The sequence below is a fragment of the Stenotrophomonas muris genome (assembly GCF_052751275.1).
This window is the reverse complement of sequence record NZ_CP199879.1, coordinates 1,450,748-1,470,490: the sequence shown is the minus strand read 5'-3', so window position 1 is coordinate 1,470,490 and position 19,743 is coordinate 1,450,748. Positions and strand designations below refer to the sequence as shown.

The 19,743-nt window shown below is 65.6% G+C and carries 21 protein-coding genes; 7 read left to right on the top strand and 14 right to left on the bottom strand.

Annotated features, from left to right (window positions below):
• Positions 1-186: 186 nt before the first annotated feature.
• The 3 genes from ACUVWL_RS06660 to ACUVWL_RS06650 form a co-directional block, all read right to left on the bottom strand.
• On the bottom strand, positions 187-915 hold the full coding sequence (locus tag ACUVWL_RS06660) for a hypothetical protein (protein WP_111205746.1): 729 nt from the start codon (positions 913-915) through the stop codon (positions 187-189).
• 79 nt (positions 916-994) lie between these two features.
• Positions 995-1,471, bottom strand: a complete 477-nt coding sequence (locus ACUVWL_RS06655) for a nuclear transport factor 2 family protein (RefSeq protein ID WP_123958565.1) — start codon at positions 1,469-1,471, stop codon at positions 995-997.
• A 62-nt stretch (positions 1,472-1,533) separates the two neighbouring features.
• On the bottom strand, positions 1,534-2,103 hold the full coding sequence (locus tag ACUVWL_RS06650) for a TetR family transcriptional regulator (RefSeq protein ID WP_180834668.1): 570 nt from the start codon (positions 2,101-2,103) through the stop codon (positions 1,534-1,536).
• A 168-nt stretch (positions 2,104-2,271) separates the two neighbouring features.
• Between ACUVWL_RS06650 and ACUVWL_RS06645 the strand changes: the two genes are divergently transcribed.
• The gene (locus ACUVWL_RS06645; RefSeq protein ID WP_049407332.1) at positions 2,272-3,225 is read left to right on the top strand and encodes an alpha/beta fold hydrolase; all 954 of its coding nucleotides are present in this window, start codon (positions 2,272-2,274) and stop codon (positions 3,223-3,225) included.
• Between the two features lie 54 nt (positions 3,226-3,279).
• Here ACUVWL_RS06645 and ACUVWL_RS06640 read toward each other — a convergent pair whose 3' ends face one another.
• Entirely contained in the window at positions 3,280-4,476 is a 1,197-nt protein-coding gene (locus ACUVWL_RS06640) for a GAF domain-containing sensor histidine kinase (RefSeq protein WP_445978955.1), read from the bottom strand.
• Between the two features lie 54 nt (positions 4,477-4,530).
• Positions 4,531-5,430, bottom strand: coding sequence for a GlxA family transcriptional regulator (locus ACUVWL_RS06635; RefSeq protein ID WP_229653766.1), 900 nt, complete (start codon positions 5,428-5,430; stop codon positions 4,531-4,533).
• 155 nt (positions 5,431-5,585) lie between these two features.
• Here ACUVWL_RS06635 and ACUVWL_RS06630 point away from each other — a divergent pair, with 155 nt between their 5' ends.
• Positions 5,586-6,389 carry an SDR family NAD(P)-dependent oxidoreductase gene (locus tag ACUVWL_RS06630; RefSeq protein ID WP_227863779.1) on the top strand — a complete coding sequence of 268 codons (804 nt, stop codon included), beginning with the start codon at positions 5,586-5,588 and terminating at the stop codon, positions 6,387-6,389.
• Positions 6,390-6,448: 59 nt separating this feature from the next.
• Here ACUVWL_RS06630 and ACUVWL_RS06625 read toward each other — a convergent pair whose 3' ends face one another.
• Entirely contained in the window at positions 6,449-9,094 is a 2,646-nt protein-coding gene (locus ACUVWL_RS06625; protein WP_445391658.1) for an excinuclease ABC subunit A, read from the bottom strand.
• A gap of 275 nt (positions 9,095-9,369) precedes the next feature.
• Between ACUVWL_RS06625 and ACUVWL_RS06620 the strand changes: the two genes are divergently transcribed.
• Positions 9,370-9,624 (top strand): hypothetical protein, encoded by a 255-nt coding sequence (locus tag ACUVWL_RS06620; RefSeq protein WP_014647163.1) that lies wholly within the window; start codon positions 9,370-9,372, stop codon positions 9,622-9,624.
• The gene (locus ACUVWL_RS06615; RefSeq protein WP_014647164.1) at positions 9,621-10,043 is read left to right on the top strand and encodes a low affinity iron permease family protein; all 423 of its coding nucleotides are present in this window, start codon (positions 9,621-9,623) and stop codon (positions 10,041-10,043) included. The genes ACUVWL_RS06620 and ACUVWL_RS06615 overlap by 4 nt, the downstream gene beginning before the upstream one ends.
• A gap of 21 nt (positions 10,044-10,064) precedes the next feature.
• Here the strand turns inward: ACUVWL_RS06615 and ACUVWL_RS06610 are convergent, their stop codons facing one another.
• Positions 10,065-11,558: an FAD-dependent oxidoreductase gene (locus ACUVWL_RS06610; protein WP_445978954.1), complete on the bottom strand. Its 1,494-nt coding sequence runs from the start codon at positions 11,556-11,558 to the stop codon at positions 10,065-10,067.
• A 225-nt stretch (positions 11,559-11,783) separates the two neighbouring features.
• Here ACUVWL_RS06610 and ACUVWL_RS06605 point away from each other — a divergent pair, with 225 nt between their 5' ends.
• Positions 11,784-12,014 carry a hypothetical protein gene (locus tag ACUVWL_RS06605; RefSeq protein WP_126412214.1) on the top strand — a complete coding sequence of 77 codons (231 nt, stop codon included), beginning with the start codon at positions 11,784-11,786 and terminating at the stop codon, positions 12,012-12,014.
• Between the two features lie 9 nt (positions 12,015-12,023).
• Here the strand turns inward: ACUVWL_RS06605 and ACUVWL_RS06600 are convergent, their stop codons facing one another.
• The 3 genes from ACUVWL_RS06600 to ACUVWL_RS06590 all read right to left on the bottom strand — a co-directional run bounded on the left by ACUVWL_RS06600 (position 12,024) and on the right by ACUVWL_RS06590 (position 15,351).
• Positions 12,024-12,473, bottom strand: coding sequence for a BLUF domain-containing protein (locus ACUVWL_RS06600; protein ID WP_126412216.1), 450 nt, complete (start codon positions 12,471-12,473; stop codon positions 12,024-12,026).
• Positions 12,474-12,611: 138 nt separating this feature from the next.
• A complete protein-coding gene (ligD, locus tag ACUVWL_RS06595) occupies positions 12,612-15,161 on the bottom strand; it encodes a DNA ligase D (RefSeq protein WP_445978953.1) in 2,550 nt (849 codons plus the stop codon).
• Positions 15,162-15,174: 13 nt separating this feature from the next.
• Complete coding sequence (locus ACUVWL_RS06590; protein WP_014647169.1) at positions 15,175-15,351, bottom strand: DUF3606 domain-containing protein; 177 nt, start codon at positions 15,349-15,351, stop codon at positions 15,175-15,177.
• 247 nt (positions 15,352-15,598) lie between these two features.
• On the opposite strand from ACUVWL_RS06590, the gene ACUVWL_RS06585 reads away from it, so the two are divergent.
• Entirely contained in the window at positions 15,599-16,096 is a 498-nt protein-coding gene (locus ACUVWL_RS06585; protein WP_005416567.1) for a YciE/YciF ferroxidase family protein, read from the top strand.
• 39 nt (positions 16,097-16,135) lie between these two features.
• Here ACUVWL_RS06585 and ACUVWL_RS06580 read toward each other — a convergent pair whose 3' ends face one another.
• Genes ACUVWL_RS06580 through ACUVWL_RS06570 form a run of 3 tightly spaced genes read right to left on the bottom strand, consistent with a single transcriptional unit; the run spans position 16,136 to position 18,094 of the window.
• Positions 16,136-16,870, bottom strand: coding sequence for a DNA-formamidopyrimidine glycosylase family protein (locus tag ACUVWL_RS06580; protein WP_445978952.1), 735 nt, complete (start codon positions 16,868-16,870; stop codon positions 16,136-16,138).
• Complete coding sequence (locus ACUVWL_RS06575; RefSeq protein WP_445978951.1) at positions 16,863-17,630, bottom strand: DUF72 domain-containing protein; 768 nt, start codon at positions 17,628-17,630, stop codon at positions 16,863-16,865. The genes ACUVWL_RS06580 and ACUVWL_RS06575 overlap by 8 nt, the downstream gene beginning before the upstream one ends.
• The gene (locus ACUVWL_RS06570) at positions 17,627-18,094 is read right to left on the bottom strand and encodes a BLUF domain-containing protein (protein ID WP_445978950.1); all 468 of its coding nucleotides are present in this window, start codon (positions 18,092-18,094) and stop codon (positions 17,627-17,629) included. The genes ACUVWL_RS06575 and ACUVWL_RS06570 overlap by 4 nt, the downstream gene beginning before the upstream one ends.
• A 303-nt stretch (positions 18,095-18,397) precedes the next feature.
• On the opposite strand from ACUVWL_RS06570, the gene ACUVWL_RS06565 reads away from it, so the two are divergent.
• A complete protein-coding gene (locus ACUVWL_RS06565; protein WP_014647174.1) occupies positions 18,398-18,721 on the top strand; it encodes a KGG domain-containing protein in 324 nt (107 codons plus the stop codon).
• Positions 18,722-18,821: 100 nt separating this feature from the next.
• Here ACUVWL_RS06565 and ACUVWL_RS06560 read toward each other — a convergent pair whose 3' ends face one another.
• Entirely contained in the window at positions 18,822-19,730 is a 909-nt protein-coding gene (locus ACUVWL_RS06560) for a manganese catalase family protein (RefSeq protein WP_445978949.1), read from the bottom strand.
• Positions 19,731-19,743 lie beyond the last annotated feature (13 nt).

Below are 19,743 nucleotides of genomic sequence, written 5' to 3'. Positions count from 1 at the left end.
CCCGTGGCTGGATGGACGCGCTCACACTACCCAAGGGGCACTATGCCCATCTGCGGGGTACAGGCCTGTGAAGTCGGCGACATGTACGATCCGACCAATGCAGGCAACCGCGACTTTTACTCTTCAGCGCGGCACTCTTGAGCCATGCGTATGCTTCACTGGATGGCTCACAGTTCTGTTTATCCCTCACGGCGCTGGCTTCGAGGGTTCGGGCTCGTGGATAGAGCCCTCCAACAATGCCACGTAGGTATCCAGCCTGGTGCGAAGGCCGATCAGCATCCAGCCCAGCAGGTACAGCAGCACCATGGCGAAGATAAGCAGTGCGCCTAGCAATCCAACATCGAAAGCGCCCGCCCAGTCGCCCCATTTCCATCCGCGGAACTGCAGGTAGAGGGCAATCAACAGCGGGAATGGTCCAAGCCGCTGCAGCCCGCCATACATCATGCCCATGCGCTCAATCATGTTTGTGCGCAGGTGACTGACGTACTTGAGGCGCCGCTCGCGCTGGACGCGCGGAAATCCGCGAAGCTCGGTCACCACCGCTTGCCAGTGCGCGAAATCGCCATCCATCTCCCGCGCGTGCGAGAGCCGAGGCTGGCTGAACTGGCGAATGCCCCTGCGGGCGGCCAGGACGCCCCCGGCAATGAACCCTCCAATTTCGATTGCCAGGCAGGCAACAACCACCTGCAGCACTGCGCCGACAGGCAGCCATCGATCCGGAAGCTGGCCAGTGAGAATGCCGACGATCGCCGCACCCATGCCGATGCGAAACGCCCACGTCTCCACCCTGCCCGCCTTCGGATAGATGCTGTGCTCAACCAAACCCTGCACCCGCTGATAGAGCCAGTGGAATGTCAGTTCCTGCGAATCGGTCGTTGCCGGCGGATCGACTCCGCCCCTTGCCTGCATGTCCATTGCGCCCCTGCCCCGGCCGGCGCAGATGCCGGCCGCCCCCTCGTGCCTGAGCGCGCTTCGGAAGGCGCCTCAGCGGGAATCACATACCCAGTTCCGACAACCCCGGATGATCGTCCGGGCGACGCCCCAACGGCCAATGGAACTTGCGGTCGCTTTCCTTGATCGGCAGGTCGTTGATGCAGGAGAAGCGGCGCTGCATCAGGCCATCCTCTCCGAATTCCCAGTTTTCGTTGCCATAGGAACGGAACCAGTTGCCGGAGTCGTCGTGCCATTCGTACGCGTAGCGGACCGCAATGCGGTTTTCGGTAAAGGCCCAGAGCTCCTTGATCAGGCGGTACTCGAGTTCCTTGTTCCATTTGCGTGCCAGGAACTGCCGGGCTTCCTCCCGGCCATTGGTGAATTCGGCACGGTTACGCCACTGGGTGTCGAGCGAATAGGCAAGCGACACCTTGTCGGCATCGCGGGAATTCCAGCCATCCTCGGCAAGGCGCACCTTCTGCGTGGCCGATTCGAGGGTGAACGGAGGAAGCGGCGGACGGGGTTGTTCTGCGGACACGGGGAGACCTCCAATAGAAATGGATATACGGGTTGCTTCAAAGGATCTGGCGTACCCAGGCGCTAACGCTTGGCCTGTTCCAACAACAGCTTTGCAACGTCCTTCGCGGTGTCTGCGGCGCCGTAATCACCCATCACGCGCGACAGGGTGATGGCGCCTTCCATCAGGATCAGCAGCTGACGGGCCAGGTCCGCCGGCTGCTCAACATCCAGTTGTTCGGTAAGTTCCCGCGTGTAATCGAGCAGCTTCTGCTTGTGATTCCGCGCGATTTCCCGGATCGGATCGGCAGGGTCGCCGACCTCCCCTGCGGTATTGATGAAGGCGCAACCGCGATAGCCCTCGGACTGGAACCAGTTCTTGAGCACGGTGAACATGCCGAGGATGCGTGCTTCCGGGCTGTCCGCCTTCTCGCACTCATGCCGGAACCAGGCGAGCCAGCGCACGTCGCGCGCCTTCAATGCAGCGGCGGCCACGTCGTCCTTGTTCTCGAAGTGGCGGTAGATGCTCTTCCGCGCCACGCCCGAGGTCTTCACCAGAAGGTCCATGCCGGTGGCGTGGATCCCGTTCTGGTAGATCAGCGCCTCGGCCGTGGCCAGGATCTTCTGTTGGGTGTCGGTGGTGAGCTTGCTCATGGCTGCAAGGTAGAACGGTCGTTCTACCTTGTCAACAGGCGATCGCGAGCGATTGGTGTGCGCACATCCATGCAAGACGATCTATCAAGAAATCCGGACACTTCATCACCCGGACGCCTGATTGCAGGCGCAAAGTACGTCTCACCACCCACCCATGAGAGTTTCCGCATGAACACCTTCGCCCGTACCCTGGCCGTTGCCGCCCTTGCCCTCTCGGTCCAGGCCGGCCTGTCCGCGCAGGCCGCCGAACCAGCCAAGCCGGCTCCGGTCACCGCCATCGCGCGCACTGCCAGCTACATCACCACCGCCGACGGCGTGCAGCTGTACTACAAGGACTGGGGCCCGAAGGACGGCCCGGTCGTGACCTTCAGCCATGGCTGGCCGTTGAATTCGGACAGCTGGGAGTCGCAGATGATCTTCTTGGCCAACCATGGCTACCGCGTCATCGCGCATGACCGTCGCGGCCACGGGCGCTCCAGCCAGCCGTGGGACGGCAACGACATGGATCACTACGCCGATGACCTGGCCACGGTGATCAACACACTGGACCTGCACGATGTGACCCTGGTGGGCTTCTCCACCGGTGGTGGCGAAGTGGCGCGCTACATCGGCCGGCATGGCACCGGCCGGGTCAAGAAGGCCGTGCTGATCAGCTCGGTGCCGCCGTTCATGCTGAAGACCGCCGACAACCCCAACGGCCTGCCGATCGAAGTGTTCGATGGCATCCGCAAGGCACAGATGGATAACCGCGCGCAGCTGTACCGGGACATTCCGTCGGGCCCGTTCTATGGCTTCAACCGCCCCGGTGCGAAGGTGTCGCAGGGGCTGATCGATGCGTGGTGGGCGCAGGGCATGCAGGGCGGCCACAAGAACACCTACGATTCGATCGCCGCGTTCTCGGCCACCGATTTCCGCGCCGACCTGAAGAAGTTCGATGTCCCCACCCTGGTGATCCACGGTGACGACGACCAGATCGTGCCGATCGATATCTCTGGCCGCCAGTCAGCGAAACTGATCAAGGGCGCCAGGCTGATTGTCTACCCGGGTGCGCCGCATGGCCTGACCGACACCCACAAGGACAAGGTCAACCAGGACCTGCTGACGTTCCTGCAGGAAAAGTGAGTGGCCAGGGCTCCGGCGCGGTGCCGGAGCCCTTCTGTTGCCTGGCGCCCACCTTCATGGACGCGCCGCGGTCGGCATCTGGAATGTGAACACGGTGCCGTCGCTCTCACTCGACTGCACGTCCAGTGTGCCGCCGTGGGACTTGGCAATTTCCGATGCAATGTAGATGCCCAGGCCAAGCCCTGGCTTGGGCAGCTCGCCCTGCTCACGCGAAAACGGGCTGAAAATCGTCCCCAGCCGCTCAGGCGCAATGCAGCCGGCGTTATGCACATCCAGCGTGAGGCGATGGGATGCGGCCTGAACCCTCAGCGTGACTGGGGCGGAGCGCTCGCCGTGCTGGGCTGCGTTGGTCAGCAGGTTGGCCAGCAGCTGCGACAGCCTGCCGGTGTCGCAGACCACGCCACCTTCGATCCGCATCTGGACGTTGATGTCCTGCCGACCGGTAGCGATCGCCACTTCTTCTGCAACCTGTTCAAGCGCCGCCTGCAAGGTGTGGCTTTCCTGGAGCGAGACCGGAATGCCTCCTCCCAGCCGCCCCCTGGCGAAATCAAGCACATCACCGATGAGGCCATCCATCCGGGTGACGCCGGCGGCGATGTGCGCGAGCATCCGCTGCTGGCGCTCGGAAGTTGCCTCACGTTCCAGTGAATCGGCGGCCACGCTGATGGCCTGCAGCGGGCTGCGGAGGTCATGGCCCAGCACCGCGATGAACTGATCGCGCAGATCGGAAACACGCTGTGCCGTTGAAAGGGCTGTCTCTGCCTCCAGCAGCTGATCCTCTTTGTCGAGGTAGTTGCCAACGAGGTCGGCAAGCAGCTCCATGGATCGTTGGACATGCGCCTCATCGAAGTTGCCCGGCGACGAATCAATGGCACACAGGGTGCCGAAGAAACTGCCATCCGGCCGATGGATCGGCACGGAGGCGTAACTCTCCAGCCCATAGATCCTGGGCGTATGGTGTTTGGAATACAGCGGATGTGCACTGGCGTGCGCGAACACCACGGAGGTCGATGACTGCCTGATCTCGTCACAGAGGGTGGTTTCGAGGACCAGCTGCCCGCCCGGAACGAGCCCGAACCCCAGGGTGTCCAGGGTGGCGCAGGCGGTCCACGTGGTTTCTGTCACCCGGGCAATCGCGGTGAATCTTGAGCCTGTGATATGGGCGACGGTTTCAAGGATGCGCGGCACTGCTTCAATACGGCCGATCTCAGCGATGTCATTCAGCAGGTGGGGATCGGTCAGTGTGTGCATGTAGTGGCAGTCGGGCGCAGTGGTGCATCATCCCATGAATCCAGCCATGAACACTCAGTCCGCCCCGCCCCGTGCGTTGCGCCGCAGCGATTGCGGCGGCTGGCCGAAGGCGCGCAGGAAGGCACGTCGCATGCGTTCGGTATCACCGAAGCCCGTTTCAGTCGCCACTTCATCCATCGTGTAGCGGCTCTGCTCGATCAACACGCGAGCGGCCTCCACCCGCAGGCCCTCCACTGCCTTGGCGGGGGATTGTCCGGTTTCCTCGCGGAACGCGCGACTGAACTGGCGGGTGCTCAGATGCGCGGCCTGCGCCAGTTCTTCAACCGACAAGGTGGCGCGCAGATTGCGGCGTGCAAAGGTCAGCGCGTTCTGGATGCGATCAGACCGGGCATCCAGCTCGAGCAGCACCGAATGCTGGGACTGCCCGCCTCCGCGCCGATGGTAGATCACCAGCTTCCGGGCCACCGCCCTGCACAGATCCGCACCGAAGTCCTGCTCGATCATGCCAAGCGCCAGGTCCAGCCCCGCGCTCATGCCGGCGGAGGTCCAGATCGGGCCATCGGTGATGAAGATGCGGTCTTCCTCCACCTGCGCGGCGGGAAAGCGCTGCCTGAGCGCACGTGCGTGGAACCAGTGCGTAGTGGCGCGGCGCCCGTCCAGCAACCCCGCTTCGCCGAGAAGGAACGCGCCGGTGCACACCGACGCGGTCCTGCGCGTGCGTGCGGCCGCATGACGGATCGGATCGATCAGCGCGCCGCTGGACGGGGCTGGCTCCAGCAGGCCGGCCACGATCATGGTATCCAGCGGCTGCTGCGCAAGCGGCGCTGTCTGCATGGCCATGCCAAGCGAGCTGGGCACCAGCCCGCCCTGTTCGGACAGCATGTGCAGATCGTAAAGGCGCGCGCCTTCGGTGGCATTGGCCAGTTCGAAGGCGGACGCCGCGGCGATCGCCATGGTCTGGAATCCGGCGGGCAGGACAAATCCAACACTGGGCATGACGGTTTTTCAGGGGCGGCCGTAAACGAGGTATATACGACATTTACGACACGTACAAGCCGGCCTAGATTTCCCCTGACCCCGGCGACGTTCGCCGGTTCGGACTGACCTCTGTGAACGACCCTACCCATCACGGCACCGCACTCATCACTGGCGCATCGTCCGGCATCGGGGCGATCTATGCTGATCGCCTGGCCCACGCCGGCCATGACCTGATCCTGGTCGCGCGACGCGCCGACCGCCTGCGCCAACTGGCCGAAGCGCTGGCCCGCAGCACCGGCCGCACGGTGGACATCGTCGCCGCGGACCTGACCACCTCCGACGGGCGTGCCGAAGTTGAAAAGGTCATTCAAGGCCGAGCGGATATCCAGGTGCTGGTCAACAATGCCGGTATCGGCGCTACGGCGCCCCTGCTGCAGTCGGACATCGGCGAGATGGAGCGCATGATCACGCTCAACGTGAACGCCGCGATGCGCCTGGCCTATGCTGCAGCGCCGGTGTTTGTGGCACGTGGCCGGGGCACGATCATCAACATCGCCTCCATCGTCGCGCTGGCACCGGAGCTGCTCAACGGGGTCTACGCGGGAAGCAAGGCGTTCGTGCTGGCGTTCTCGCAGTCGCTCCACCATGAGCTGGCCGACAAGGGCGTGCGCGTCCAGGTCGTCCTGCCGGGTGCCACCGCGACGGACTTCTGGCACCTTTCCGGCCTGCCGGTGGAGCACCTGCCACAGGGCATCGTGATGAGCGCCGAAGACATGGTGGATGCGTCCCTGGCCGGGCTGGCGCAGGGTGAGCTTGTGACCATTCCCGCGCTTCCGGACATCGCTGAGTGGGACGCCTTCGAGCACGCACGCAAGGCGATGGCACCGGGCCTTTCGCTCGCGCAGCCGGCGCCGCGCTATGTGAGCGGCGCCTGATCGGCGAACGGCTTGCAGCTGCCCGGCGTGGTGGAGTGCGATAGCCGGGGATGACGTCGCTACAGCGCCAGTTCCCTGGCAAGGAACGGCGCCGTCCTGCTGTCCTTGGCGCGGGCCACCTGGCGTGGCGTACCCTTCGCCACGATGGTTCCACCTGCGCCGCCTGCGCCCGGGCCGACGTCAATCACCCAGTCGGCCTGTGCGACAGACCGCATGTCGTGCTCGATCATCACCACGGTGTTTCCCGCGTCCACCAGCCGCTGCAACTGCACCAGCAGCCTGTCTGCGTCCAACGCATGCAGGCCGGTGGTGGGTTCGTCCAGTACATAGAGCGTGCGGCCGCGTTGGCTGCGCTGCAGCTCGGTCGCCAGCTTGATGCGTTGCGCCTCGCCCCCTGAAAGCTCCGTGGCCGGCTGGCCGAGCCTGAGATAGCCCAGGCCGATCTCCTGCAGCAGCTGCAGCGGCCGCGCGATGGCTTCCTCACCGGCGAAAAATGCCTGTGCCTGGTCGACCGTCATCTGCAGGACTTCGGCAATGTTGCGGCCGTTCCACAACACCTTCAGCGTGGCCTCGTTGTAGCGGGCGCCATGGCAGGCGGGGCATGGCGCATAGACACTGGGCATGAACAGCAGTTCGACGCTTACGAAACCCTCGCCTTCGCAGGTCTCGCACCGGCCCTTGGCTACGTTGAACGAGAAGCGACCTGCATCGAAGCGGCGGCGTCGCGCGTCGGGGGTCGCGGCGAACAGCTTGCGGACGTGATCGAACAGGCCGGTATAGGTGGCCAGGTTGGAGCGTGGCGTGCGGCCGATCGGTTTCTGGTCCACCTGCACCACGCGCTGGATGGCATCCACGGCTCCGGCAAGCTGGCCCCGCGTCGCTTCGATCACGGTTGGCCCGTCCTCGGGCGTACTGTCGGCGCTGTCGTCCACGGGCTCGTGCCCCAGGTGCAGCAGCATCAGCTCGGGCAGCGCCTGCGCCATCAGGCTGGACTTGCCCGATCCGGAAATGCCGGTCACTGCGGTCAGCACTCCCAGCGGCAGCTGCGCGTCCACGCCCTGCAGGTTGTGGCGGTGGATGCCCTTCAGCTCCAGCCAGCGGTCGGCGCTGCGTTGCCGGCTGGCAGGCGCAGGCACCTGGTCGAACAGGTACCGCGCGGTGCGCGAGTCCTCGATGCGGCGCAGGCCGTCGGGCTCGCCACTGTAGAGAACGCGCCCGCCGTGCTCGCCCGCTTGCGGTCCCACGTCCACCAGCCACTGTGCACGTCGCATCAGCTCCAGATCGTGTTCAACGACGAACACCGAGTTGCCGCCATCGCGCAGCCGGTCCAGCGCGTCGTACAGCGCCTGGCTGTCGGCCGGATGCAGGCCGGCCGAGGGCTCATCGAGCACGTACAGCACACCAAACAGCAACGAGCTGAGCTGTGTGGCCAGCCGCAGGCGCTGCAGTTCGCCGGCCGACAGCGTGGGCGTGGCGCGATCCAGCGAGAGATACCCCAGGCCCAGCTCGCGCAGCTGCCGTACCCGCGCCATGACCCCACCCGCCAGTCGCTGCGCGGCCAGGCGTTTTTCCTCCGACAGGGCCGAGGTCAGCCGCACATCGGGCGCGCCTTCGTGGGTCGCACGGCCAGTGGCTGCCCGCTTGGCGCGATCGCGGGGCGTCGCACTCCTGCGGGTGCGTGCGCCGTGGCTGTGTGCACTGAAGTCACCCTGCGCGATGGGCTCGAGCAGCCCGGCCAGTTGATCCAGCGGCAGCCGCATGAACTCGCCGATGTCCACACCGGCAAAGGTGACCGAAAGCGCTTCGGGCTTCAGTCGCTTGCCCTGGCAGGCGGGGCACAGCTTGCCTTCCATGTAGCGCGAGACACGCTTGCGCATCAGCGCGCTCTGGGTGTTGGCGAAGGTGTGCAGCACGTAGCGGCGGGCGCCGGTGTAGGTGCCCATGTAACTGGGCTCCAGCTTGCGCTTGAGTGCGGCACGCGTCTCGGCAGGCGTGAAGCCTGCATAGACGGGCACGGTCGGCGTGTCCTCGGTGAACAGGATCCACTCCCGGTCCTTCTTCGGCAGCTTCTTCCACGGCACGTCGATGTCGTAGCCCAGCGTGACCAGGATGTCGCGCAGGTTCTGGCCATGCCAGGCCGGCGGCCAGGAGGCGATGGCGCGCTCGCGGATGCTCAGCGACGGGTCCGGCACCATCAGCGCTTCGGTCACTTCGTAGACGTGGCCCAACCCATGGCAGGTGCTGCAGGCCCCCTGCGGCGTATTGGGCGAGAAGTCCTCGGCGTACAGCATGGGCTGGTGGGCCGGGTACGCGCCTGCACGCGAATACATCATGCGTACCAGGCTGGACAGCGTGGTCACGCTGCCCACCGATGAACGTGCGTTGCTGGCACCGCGCTGCTGCTGCAGGGCCACCGCCGGCGGCAGGCCGTCGATGGCATCCACGTCGGGCACGCCCGCCTGGTCGATCAGGCGGCGCGCATACGGTGCGACGGATTCAAAGTAGCGCCGCTGGGCCTCGGCGAAGACCGTGCCGAACGCCAGCGAGGATTTGCCCGAACCCGATACCCCGGAGAACACCACCAGCGCATTGCGTGGAATGGAGACGTCGACGTTCTTCAGGTTGTGCTCGCGTGCGCCGCGGACCTCGATGCAGCCGCTGGCCGCGGCTGCGCATGACGACTCGCCAAAGGGGGTGTTGGACATCTTCGCGATCCTGCTGCCAATCAGTGGAATACGTGCATGCGCACACGGGCGGTTATTGTCGCTGTTGCAGGGTGAATGGAGTGAGGGGATGTGTGATTGCGTGCAGCGTCGGAACACCAGGTGGCCGACGCCAACCGCGCCACGCGGCTGATTGTTAACCTGCATTGGCTGAAGGCTTGACGCCACGTTGCCGCACCCTTGATGCAGCCGCTCACAGTGCGGCTCCTATGCTGGGCCCGCCACTACGGCAGTGGGACCCAACCTGGAGATTCACCATGCAACGCGATCAGAAAGACCTGCCCCACCCGGACCCGGAAGCACAGCGCACCGATCCGGTCAGCCCGCTTCAGGCCAAGCTGCATAACCATCGCAATCATGAAGAGGCGTTGCAGGAGACGTTCCCGGCCAGTGACCCGATCTCGCCCTTCGTCGCAGCCCCGACGCCCGACGAGCAGGCCGCGCGCCTGGGTGAGCGGGTCAAACTGCCAGACCGCGAAACGGATGAGGAGGCCGGCGGAGGTGAGCAGTGATCCGGCGCGGCTTTGCACGCGTCGCGGCGGCCACGGCGCGGTTGTCCGGCAGTCTTGGGGCGTTCGTCGCGGCACTGGGGGTGATCATCGCCTGGGCCGCCAGCGGGCCGGCCTTCCACTTCAATGACACCTGGCAGCTGGTGGTGAACACCGGCACCACCATCGTGACGTTCCTGATGGTATTCCTGATCCAGCATACCCAGAACGCTGACACCGCTGCGCTGCACATCAAGCTGGACGAGCTGATCCGGGTCAGCAAGGACGCCAACCAGGAGCTGCTGAACTTGGAATCGATGGAGCCGGCCCATCTTGAAGAGATACGCCAGCGCTACGAGGCACTGGCGAAGACCGCTGCAGACATCAAGTCCAAGAAGGAGCGCTGCATGCCCTGCGAAGCGGATGCAACCGCCGAAGCCTGAGGTCACCTTTGCGGCGGCGGCCTACAGCGCCGCCGGTGTGAGGCCCTGCCTGGCGGGGCCCTCCAGCAGGGCCCCGGTGGCGGAAAAGCGGCTGCCGTGGCACGGGCAGTCCCATGTGCGTTCATGGCCATTCCATTGGACGACGCACTTGAGGTGCGGGCACAGCGCCGACATTGCGTGCAGCTGGCCATCATCATCGCGGTAGATCGCGGTGCGCTCTCCGCCCACGTCCAGCAGCGCACCGCACCCGCGGCCCAGCTCGCTGGGAGCGCGCGACGACGCGGTTCCAAGGCGATCGCCCACCATGTGCCGCGCAACCGTGGCGTTGGTGCGGGCCCAGCCTGCAGCCGAGCGCAGCGGAGTAAAGCGCATGGGGCTGAGCAGCTGCTCGATCTCGCTGGTCGTTCCCGTGATTCCCTCCGTGATCGCGCGCGCGGCCACGCCCGCCCAGGTCAATCCGTCCGGCCCATAGCCGGTAGCGACCCATACATTGTCGTGCGCGCTGCTGCCGATGTAGGGCAGCTGATCCGCGGCCCGGAACTGCTGCGCGGACCAGCACAGCGGCTCGCCCTGCACGCTGAAGTTGCGACGCGCGTCGGCGACCAGATGCTGGGCCGGATCCATCGCCGGGGTTTCGCCAGTGCGATGTGTCTCACCGACCAGCACCAGCCAGTCGCGGCCATCAGCGCCATGCACCCCGCGCAGCGAGCGGTGCCGGTCGGCGATCCAGTGAATGCCTGCCTCTGGCGGATTGGCCACCGGTACCGCTACGCCGTATTCGCGGTACACCTCCATCTCGGCCTGCACCAGGTTGAATCCTGCTGGCGAGTGGGTGGCCAGCACAAAGTGCCTGGCATGGATGCGGGCACCAGGGGCCGTCGCCACTCCGGCTGAAGCCTCGATGCGGGTGATCCGGGTCCAGTCGTGGATGCGCACGCGGCCCACCAGATGACGGGCCAGTTCCCTGCAGAACGCCGCCGGATGCAACTGCGCCTGGTCGGGAACGCGGAAAGCGTGGGCCAAGGTGAACGGCAGCCCGGATTGGCGGTGCTCGCAATGCAGGCCAACGCGTTGGTAGGCCTGCAGCTCGCGTTCGAACTGCGCCGTGGCCTCGCGCGAACGCTCCTGCACGCCGTACTGCATGGCCACGCGCTCGAAGCCACAGTGCAGATCGTAGCGGTGGACCAGTGTTTCGATGGAACGCAGCGCGTGTTGCCGCCACTGCACGACACGACGTGCCGTGTCACCGCCCCAACGCGCGATCAGGTCTGCCATCCGGGACACGGGAGCGTAAAGATTGCCGGTTGACATCACCGTGTTGCGCCCGCCGATGGGGCCGGCATCCACCACCACCACATCCAGGCCGCTGTCGGCCAAGCGGGCGGCGGTCAACAGGCCGGTCATGCCTGCACCGACCACGAGCACGTCCGCGCGCGTGGCCCCGGCGAGAGGGCGGAAGCCGTGCGGATCGGAGTCAGCTGACCATAAGCTGGCGCGCGGGGACGGGTCGGCCATGAAAAGGATCCTTGCAGGTTCATCGGAGAGCCTTCCCTGATACGCCCTGCCGGGTGAAACGACGGTGGCGTGCCCGTGCAGGAAATCCTCACGTGCGTGGCAGTGCCGCGGTGAGGATCAAGACGGGGTGAGTGCCGCATGGACACGATGCCTGCGTCGCCTGTGCGAACCGCGACCCTCTGCTTGCAGCGTGGTTGCTAACTTGGCTGCATGGAGGGCCAGGCAGTGAGCACGCACCTGGAAATCGACCTGATGATCGCGCAACTGGAGGAAATGCTGCCCACCTGGGCGGCGTTCTATCCCGAGCCGCAGTTCATCCGCATGCTCGCCGAGGCGCTGGACTACATCGCTGCCAGTGCGGACCCGGATGCCCGCCTGTACTGCGTGATGCGCACCGGGCACCTCGATTCGTGCAGCGGCGAGATCCCCTGGGCGGCGCGGTATGGAGACCGCTAGGCAGATCGATCACGCCGCGACGGCATAGGGTTCCACCAACCTGGCCAGGACATCCATCGCCGTCTCGGTTGGCGCATCGTCACCGGTCCGCTGGGCGAACCCTGACCAGTCTGCGCGGGCAAGACTCTTCAACTGCTCGGGTTGCGTCGGCAGCCAGCGCATCGGCCAGAACGGGAGACGCCGGTTGCCTACCCTGCCGCGCTGCAGTTCGATCAGTCCCGTGTGGCTTGTAGCACCGAGTACCCGCGAGTACGCCACATTCAAGCCATCTTCGGGTCCTTCCATGTACTGCAGGAAACGGGCGCCATCGAACAGCAGTACGCCGGTAACGCCGGCATTCCGGTTGAAGCGGGAGGCATCATCGACCAGGTCGTCCAGCTTCCCGCTGCGCAGGCCCAAAGGATCACCCGCAACGGCCGGGCCCGCTTCACTTATGTATGCGACTGCCCTGATCGGCATTGGCTGCTCCTGTAGCGAATCCCCCCAGATTCCGTATCGCAAGCATAGGCCAACCGCGCCGACGATATGTTCCGGCCCTGTGTATTCTGCGAATCAGTTGGGTTCGGGCTGACAGACGGTACGCAGCACGGGCCTGGCCTACGGGTCTGCCCGGGCCCATCGGGCGAGATTCTGCTTCACTTCCGCGATGCCGGCCCAAGGGTCCTTGCGGCGACGTCTGAGCTTTGCGGGCACGTCCTTGATCGTGAAGGCGTCGGCGCGCTTGAGTTTCGCCAGATCACCCCAGGCGATCGGCAGTGCCACCGGTGCGCCCGGCCGGGCGCGCAACGAATAGGACGCGACCGCCGTTGCACCGCGCCCATTGCGCAGATAGTCGACGAAGATCCGCTTGTTGCGCAGGCTCTTGGTGGCGGTTGCCAGGAACCGCTGCGGTTCGGACTGTGCCAATGCATCGGCGAAACCCTTCGCAAAACGCTTGGTCAGGTCCCAATCGCACCCTGGGTTGAGCGGCACGACCACGTGCAGGCCCTTGCCGCCGGAGACTCGCAGGAACGATTCCAGCTCCAGCTGCGCCAGCAGTTTCCGGATGTTGGTTGCCGCTTTCTTGACTTCGGCAAAGGGCACATCCGGTCCGGGATCCAGATCGAACACCACCCGGTCGGCCCTGTCGGGCGCCTCGGCGTGGCTGCCCCAAGGGTGGAACTCCAACGCGTTGAACTGCACCAGTTCCAGCAGGCTGGCTGCGTCCCGCACCACCAGGTAATGGGCGTTGATGCCGCTTTCCTCCTTCAGCCTTACCGAATCGACCAGCGCCAGCCCGGCTGTATGGTGTTTCTGGAAGAAGCAGGGCTTTGCGGTGCCACTGGGGCAGCGGATGATCGACAGCGGACGATCCACCACCTCGGGCAGGAGGTGCTCCATCACTGCTGCGTAGTAATCCCACACGTCCTGCTTGGTGTAGCCGTCGCCGGGAAACAGGATCTTGCCTGGGGACGACAGCACGGGGGGCGCGCGATCCGTTGCCGGCGCCCTTTCCACCCGGCGCCCACGCCGCGCGGGCGCTTGCGACCGCGCAGCGGCCGGGGCCGCTCCGGCGCGATCGGAATCGGCGAGGTCGGCGATATCCTTGTCCGCCCGCACCGCCTTCAGCGACGCCTGGCGCAACAGTTGCTGCCCACCGATTCCGCGGTAGAAGACCTCCACCACGAAACGCGGTTCGAACCAGGTCGCAGCGCGCAGATCGGTGTCTTGCGTGGGCACGTACGCGGTTGGCTTGCGGCTGCCGCCGCCCTTGATGCGCTTGCTGATGTCGCCAATCAGTTCATCCGAGAACCCGGACCCGACGCGCCCTGCGTAGAGCCAGCCATGCGTTGCGTCTGGCCGGGCCAGCAGCAGCGAACCAAAGCCGGTGCGGCTGCCTTTGGGTGCGGTGTAGCCCACCACCGCGAACTCGTCGCTGGCCAGCTGCTTCGTCTTGCGCCAGTCCTCGCTGCGGCCGCTGTGGTAGCTGCGATCGGCGCGCTTGGAGATGATGCCTTCGAAGTGCCGCTCACCGGCCAGTCGGTAGGCCTGGTCGCCATCCCCCTGTACATGCGAACTGAAGGCCAATGGGCTGCCCTGCCCCTCCAGCACCGATTGCAGCAGGGCCTTGCGCTCCAGCAGGGGCGCATCGGCGACATCCACGCCATCAAGATGCAGCAGATCGAACAGCGCATACGTCAGGACGCCTTGCTTCTCGCCGGAAAGCGTGGCCTGCAGCAGGTTGAAGTCTTCCTTGGTGCCGGCGCCGGCGATCAGCTCGCCGTCCAGTGCCGCCGAAGTCAGGCCCAGGGCCGCGATCGCATCACGTATTTCGGGAAGTTTGGCGGTCCATTCCAGCGCGTTCCGTGACCACAGCTGCACGTTGCCCTCAACCACCGTAGCAAGGATGCGGTACCCGTCCCATTTGATCTCATGCACCCACTGCCCGCCCTGGGGCGGCGCTTCGCCCAGCTTGGCCAACTGCGGCTCAAACGGCCCGGACGGCGCTGCCGCCCTTTTCGCCTTGCTGAGCGCCAGGGCCTTCTTCGCCCAGTTCTTTCGCCGGGCGCGTCTGGCAGGTACCGCCGTCAGCCGCTTCTTCGCGGCCTTGCCACCGCCGGCACGCTTCAGATCCTCCGGTGGCGCTTCAGCGACGTCCCCCAGCAGATCGTCTGCCTCGATATCGCTGGCAAATCCGTCGTCGTCCTTGAACAGCAGCCACTGTGGCTGGCGCGCGGGCTTTCCCGACCGGACCAGATGCCAGCCGCCTTTCAACTTGGTACCGAACAGCTCGAAGCGCAGATGGCCCTTGGCGAGCTGGGCTTCCGGATCGCCCTGCGTGGCCCATACACCGTGGTCAAACTGGGCGACATGGCCGCCGCCGTACTGGCCCTTGGGAATATCACCCTCGAACGCCGCGTAGTCCACCGGGTGGTCTTCCACTTCCACCGCCATGCGCTTGACCTTCGGGTCGTAACTGGGGCCTTTGGGCACCGCCCAGCTCTTCAGCGCATCGCCAACCTGCAGGCGGAAGTCATAGTGCCTGCGGCTGGCATGATGCAGCTGCACCACGAAAATGGCGCGCTGGCCTTTCGGCAGCGCCTTGCCCGGCTCGGGCTCCTTGGTCTGGTCAAAACGACGCTTGCGGCGATACTCGACCAGGGACATGGCCAGCTCCGCGCTATTTGCCCAGGTGCTTCCGGACAGCAACCGCCGTGGGCCCGACTGCCGCGACGGCCGCGCGAAGTTCGTCGGCGGACACGCCCAGCGTCGTGGTCCAGTACCGCAGTTCGTAATCCTCATTGACGTTGATGCGGTCCCGGTCCGGGCTGCCGGCGTTGTTCTTGTCATCGCTCATGGGAGTCTCCAGCGTGATCGGGGGTGAACTGACCGTACCGGCCATTCCATGGGCACGGAGCGATGCCACTGTGAAGCCATGGCGAAGGCCGCCGGCACGGCGTCCTGCCGATGCGCGAAAGACGCTGCTTCGTGAAGGCAGCGCGCAGGGTCCGCGTGGGAATTCACATGCCGCCTTCACTCCTTCCCCGCCTGATCGCAACCGGACGGGACCTACTCTGAGCACTCCATTCACAGCGGAGCCCAGCATGGCTATCAAGACGGCGGAAGATCTGTTCATCCACGAGCTCTCGGACATCTACAGCGCCGAGAAGCAGCTGACCAAGGCGCTTCCGCGCCTGGCCCGTGCGGCCGAGAATCCGGATCTGGCCGCAGCGTTCGAAACGCACCTGGAAGAAACCCAGGGGCAGATCGAACGCATCGACCAGGTGGTCGAGGTGCTCGGCATCCGCCTGAAGCGCATCAAGTGCGCGGCGATGGAAGGCCTGGTCGAGGAAGGCAAGGAGGTGATCGACAGCATCGACAAGGGGCCGGTGCGCGATGCTGCCCTGATCGGTGGCGCGCAGAAGGTCGAGCATTATGAAATAGCCTCCTACGGCACCATCGCCGCGCTGGCCAAGCAGCTGGGCTACAAGGATGCCCTGCCGTTGCTGCTGGAGACGCTGGAGGAAGAAAAGGCGACCGATGAGAAGCTGACCCTGCTGGCCAAGGGCGGCGGCAATGCCAAGGCCGCGCAGGCCGCCTGAGTCGAATCGCATGCCCCTCGGCCGCCATGGAAGGCGGCCTCAGGGTGGGTAGAGCACCTGATCGTTTGAGCAGAAGAACGTGCGTCGCCGCGTCGTACCCATGTACAGCTTGCTGATGGGGCCACCGCAGAGCGGGCACACCTTTCGCGTATGCACCTGCCAGTGCTTCTTCAATTCGAAGCGCCGTTTCCATTCCAGGAAGTCGAAGCTGTAGGCACGGGCCTGGTTGATCAGGGCGGTGAGCTTGCGCGGTGGCAGGTCGCCCAGTCGCGTGGCCGGATGCACGCGGATGCGGAACAGCACCTCATTCTTGATGATATTGCCGACGCCCGCGAAGATCGTCTGGTCCAGAAGCGCATCACAGACCAGGGTGTCCGGCAGTGCCTTCAGCTTGCGCCGGGCCAGTTTTGGATCCCAGGCGTCGTTCATCACGTCCGCCCGCCAGTCGTAGACGTCGTCCAACGGCTGGTCGATCAGTCGGACGGAACACGCGTAGAAATTCAGTTCCCCGTTGTCGAATGCCAGCGACACCCGTGCAGGAGCTGGCTTCCGTTCGTCGATGCGCCAGCTGCCGAACATCATCAGATGGATGCGCAGCGTGTGGTGGCTGAACTCCAGCAGGAAGTGCTTGCCCCAGCTGCGAACCGCCTTGACCCTGCGTCCCTGCAGCGGTGACAGGTCGATGTGGCTGTTGCCGGAGACGCCGCGCACGACGTGACCCTTGAAGCGGCTGGCGGCTTCGCGCAGCAGGACAATGGACGGGCCCTCAGGCATGCGCGTTCTCCTGCAGCAGTGCCTGCAGGTGCAGGGCGTTGCCGGTCGCGTGGCCCAGCGCGGTGTTGTCCAGTACGCACCAGGCGCGGCGCTGCGCAGCGGCTTCACGCTGCAGGTGCTGGGCCAGCCCCGCCAGCGCCTGTTCGCTGTAGGGGCTGCGATAGATCTGCGGCTGCCCGTGCCAGCGCCAGTAGCTCCACGTGCGGACACCGCCCGGGACAGCTGCTGCCGGTACCCGGGCCGGGTCAGCCGCGACCCGTGCGATGCCATGGTCGCTCAGCAGCGTATCGACGTCTGCGGTGAACCAACTGGGGTGGCGCGGTTCGCAGGCGACATCAACCGAGGTGCGTGCGCGCAGTCCGTGCAGGAATGCCTTTACGGTTGCCGGCTCATACGCCAGGCTGGGCGGCAGCTGGAGCAGCAGCGGCCCCAGCCTGTCCCCCAGCGCGATCACGCCATCAAGGAACAGCGCCAGCGGCTGCATCGCGTCGCGCAGCCGGCGTTCATGGCTGATCACGCGCGGCAGTTTCACCGCGAAGCGGAAACCCGCGGGCACGCTCGCCGCCCACCGGGCGTAGGTCGCCGCCTGGTGGGGGCGGTAGAACGAGGAATTGATCTCGACCATCGGCAGGCGGGTGGCATAGCGCTGCAGTACGCTGTCGCCTGCGCCGAACGCCGCCTGCGCCGCGCGCGACAGCGACCAGCCTGCGCAGCCGATCCGTACACGTCCTGGCGTGCCCGGGGCGTCGGCTGCGCTCATCGTGCTACCGGTCCGTCCGGCTCCAGCAACCGGCCATCGCCGGCGCCTGGCGGCGCCTGCGCCACCGATTGCAGTCGATCAAGCGCACTGGTGCCAGGAGCGAGCGCGGAGGCGCTGCGCACGAAGCCGGTCCAGTCGGAGATCGCGATCTTTCCCAGCGCCAGCTCATCCACGCGCACGCTGTGCATGCGCCAGTGCGGGAACTGCCGCCGCCCCACCCTGCCCCGGTTGAGTTCGACCAGACCGTTGTGGCTGTCGGCCGCCAGGATGCGGGTGTACGCCGCGCTGACACCGGACTCCGGACCTTCGAGATATTGCAGGAAGCGCGTGCCGTCGAACAGGAGGACGCCGGTCACATCAACCGACTCGTTGAACAGCATCGCGTCCGCGACAAGCTGCTGCAGCCGTTCTTCAGTCAGGTTTCGGGTGGCTTCACTTACATATGCAATGGCACGAAGAGGCATGGCAGCACCGGGTTGTTGCAGATGGCTCTACCTTAGCGGTGCGGATCAAACGCGCGGTGACACCGGCGTGGAGGCGGCGTTGAACCTGTACGTGCCAACGCCGCGCTGCGTTGACACCCGGCTCGAGCACCACGACCGGCATGCCGTGTCTTCCGCCGATGGATTTGCTTTCGTGGAGAATGCATGAGGAAGCGCGTGCCTGCGCATGACATCACGTTGGCGGTGGTGCCACCGCCGTCTAGCGGCGGATCTGGAAGATGGTCGCTGCCGCCAATCGGGCGGCTCACTCCAAGGAGACTTTCCATGGCCAACCAGAACCAGAACCAGGGCAGCAGCAACCGCGGCTTCGCTTCGATGGACGAAGACAAGCAGCGCGAGATCGCCGCCAAGGGCGGCCGCGCCGCGCATGAGTCGGGCAACGCCCATGAATTCAGCTCTGAAGAAGCGCGCGAAGCCGGTCGCAAGGGCGGCGAAGCGGTGAGCCAGGATCGCCAGCACATGGCCGACATCGGCCGCGAAGGCGGCCAGAACAGCCATGGCGGCGGCAACCAGGGTGGCAACCAGGGCGCTCGTCAGCAACAGCAGGAACGTGGCGGCAACAACAACCGCGGTGGCCAGCAGCGTTGATCGAGACTGACCGGTTGCACCCCATGTGGGCGGACAGCGTGTCCGCCCACTTTTTTTCACGCGAAACGTGGGGCGGAGGCCCGCCCCGGCCTGTCCCGCGTCAAGGCTCCCGTGGCGGCAGGTCGAGCGCACCGGCGCCCGGCCCGGCGCCCAGTTCGGCACCGGTTGTCGGCCGTGCTTCGGGATCGGAAAGCGTTCGCAGGGTCATGGCCTGCACCGCCGCCTGCTCGCGTGGGTCCAGGCCCACCGTGGCGCTGCCGTCACCGCCGTCCACAGCGGCCTGGGCCTCGCGGTCGCTGACCCGCTCCCACAGCTCGCCGCTGTTCCAGCTGCCCAGCAGGTCATCGGCGCCGTCGCCCTGCGACATGTCCATGTACAGGTCGGTAAAGACGGGGTCACCCGGCTGCTTGCCCGGCGGGAAGTTGGGCTGGATGCTGTGCAATGCCTTTTCGAAGGACTTCTGGTGGGCGATTTCGCGCGTCATCAGGAAGCGCAGTGCGTCCTTGATGCCTGGATCATCGGTCACCGTGATCAGTCGTTCGTAGACCAGCTTGGCGCGGGCTTCGGCGGCGATGTTCGAGCGCAGGTCGGCGGTGGGCTCCCCGATCGAATCGACGTAGGCCGCCGTCCACGGCACCCCGCTGGAATTGACCAGCGCCGGGCCGCCCCCATACAGGATCTGTTCGGTATGGCTGGTGCTGTTCTGGCCCAGCAGCCGCATGTCCTCGGCTTCGGCAAGACCCTCGGACTGGATGGCCTTCGGGCCGCGGTTGAGCATGGCGATGATGGTGCCGATGATCTCCAGGTGGCTGATCTCTTCGGTGGCAATGTCCATCAGCAGGTCCTTGCGGCCCGGATCGCATTCACCGAGTCCCTGGGTGAAGTAACGCATTGCAGCCGCCAGTTCGCCTTGGGGGCCGCCAAACTGTTCCAGCATGAGGCTGGCAAGCTGCGGGTTGGATTCGCGCACGCGCACGGTGTACATCAGCTTCCTGTGGTGGAAGAACATGGGACTGTCTCCT

Coding starts and splice junctions, on each gene's coding strand:
- ACUVWL_RS06645 (WP_049407332.1), top strand. CDS start 2,272: ATGAACACCTTCGCCCGTACCCTGGCCGTTGCCGCCCTTGCCCTCTCG.
- ACUVWL_RS06590 (WP_014647169.1), bottom strand. CDS start 15,351: ATGAGCGATGACAAGAACAACGCCGGCAGCCCGGACCGGGACCGCATC.
- ACUVWL_RS06575 (WP_445978951.1), bottom strand. CDS start 17,630: ATGAGCGCAGCCGACGCCCCGGGCACGCCAGGACGTGTACGGATCGGC.
- ACUVWL_RS06570 (WP_445978950.1), bottom strand. CDS start 18,094: ATGCCTCTTCGTGCCATTGCATATGTAAGTGAAGCCACCCGAAACCTG.
- ACUVWL_RS06625 (WP_445391658.1), bottom strand. CDS start 9,094: ATGTCCAACACCCCCTTTGGCGAGTCGTCATGCGCAGCCGCGGCCAGC.
- ACUVWL_RS06620 (WP_014647163.1), top strand. CDS start 9,370: ATGCAACGCGATCAGAAAGACCTGCCCCACCCGGACCCGGAAGCACAG.
- ACUVWL_RS06580 (WP_445978952.1), bottom strand. CDS start 16,870: ATGCCTGAGGGCCCGTCCATTGTCCTGCTGCGCGAAGCCGCCAGCCGC.
- ACUVWL_RS06650 (WP_180834668.1), bottom strand. CDS start 2,103: ATGAGCAAGCTCACCACCGACACCCAACAGAAGATCCTGGCCACGGCC.
- ACUVWL_RS06585 (WP_005416567.1), top strand. CDS start 15,599: ATGGCTATCAAGACGGCGGAAGATCTGTTCATCCACGAGCTCTCGGAC.
- ACUVWL_RS06635 (WP_229653766.1), bottom strand. CDS start 5,430: ATGGCGATCGCCGCGGCGTCCGCCTTCGAACTGGCCAATGCCACCGAA.
- ACUVWL_RS06600 (WP_126412216.1), bottom strand. CDS start 12,473: ATGCCGATCAGGGCAGTCGCATACATAAGTGAAGCGGGCCCGGCCGTT.
- ACUVWL_RS06640 (WP_445978955.1), bottom strand. CDS start 4,476: ATGCACACACTGACCGATCCCCACCTGCTGAATGACATCGCTGAGATC.
- ACUVWL_RS06560 (WP_445978949.1), bottom strand. CDS start 19,730: ATGTTCTTCCACCACAGGAAGCTGATGTACACCGTGCGCGTGCGCGAA.
- ACUVWL_RS06610 (WP_445978954.1), bottom strand. CDS start 11,558: ATGGCCGACCCGTCCCCGCGCGCCAGCTTATGGTCAGCTGACTCCGAT.
- ACUVWL_RS06660 (WP_111205746.1), bottom strand. CDS start 915: ATGGACATGCAGGCAAGGGGCGGAGTCGATCCGCCGGCAACGACCGAT.
- ACUVWL_RS06565 (WP_014647174.1), top strand. CDS start 18,398: ATGGCCAACCAGAACCAGAACCAGGGCAGCAGCAACCGCGGCTTCGCT.
- ligD (WP_445978953.1), bottom strand. CDS start 15,161: ATGTCCCTGGTCGAGTATCGCCGCAAGCGTCGTTTTGACCAGACCAAG.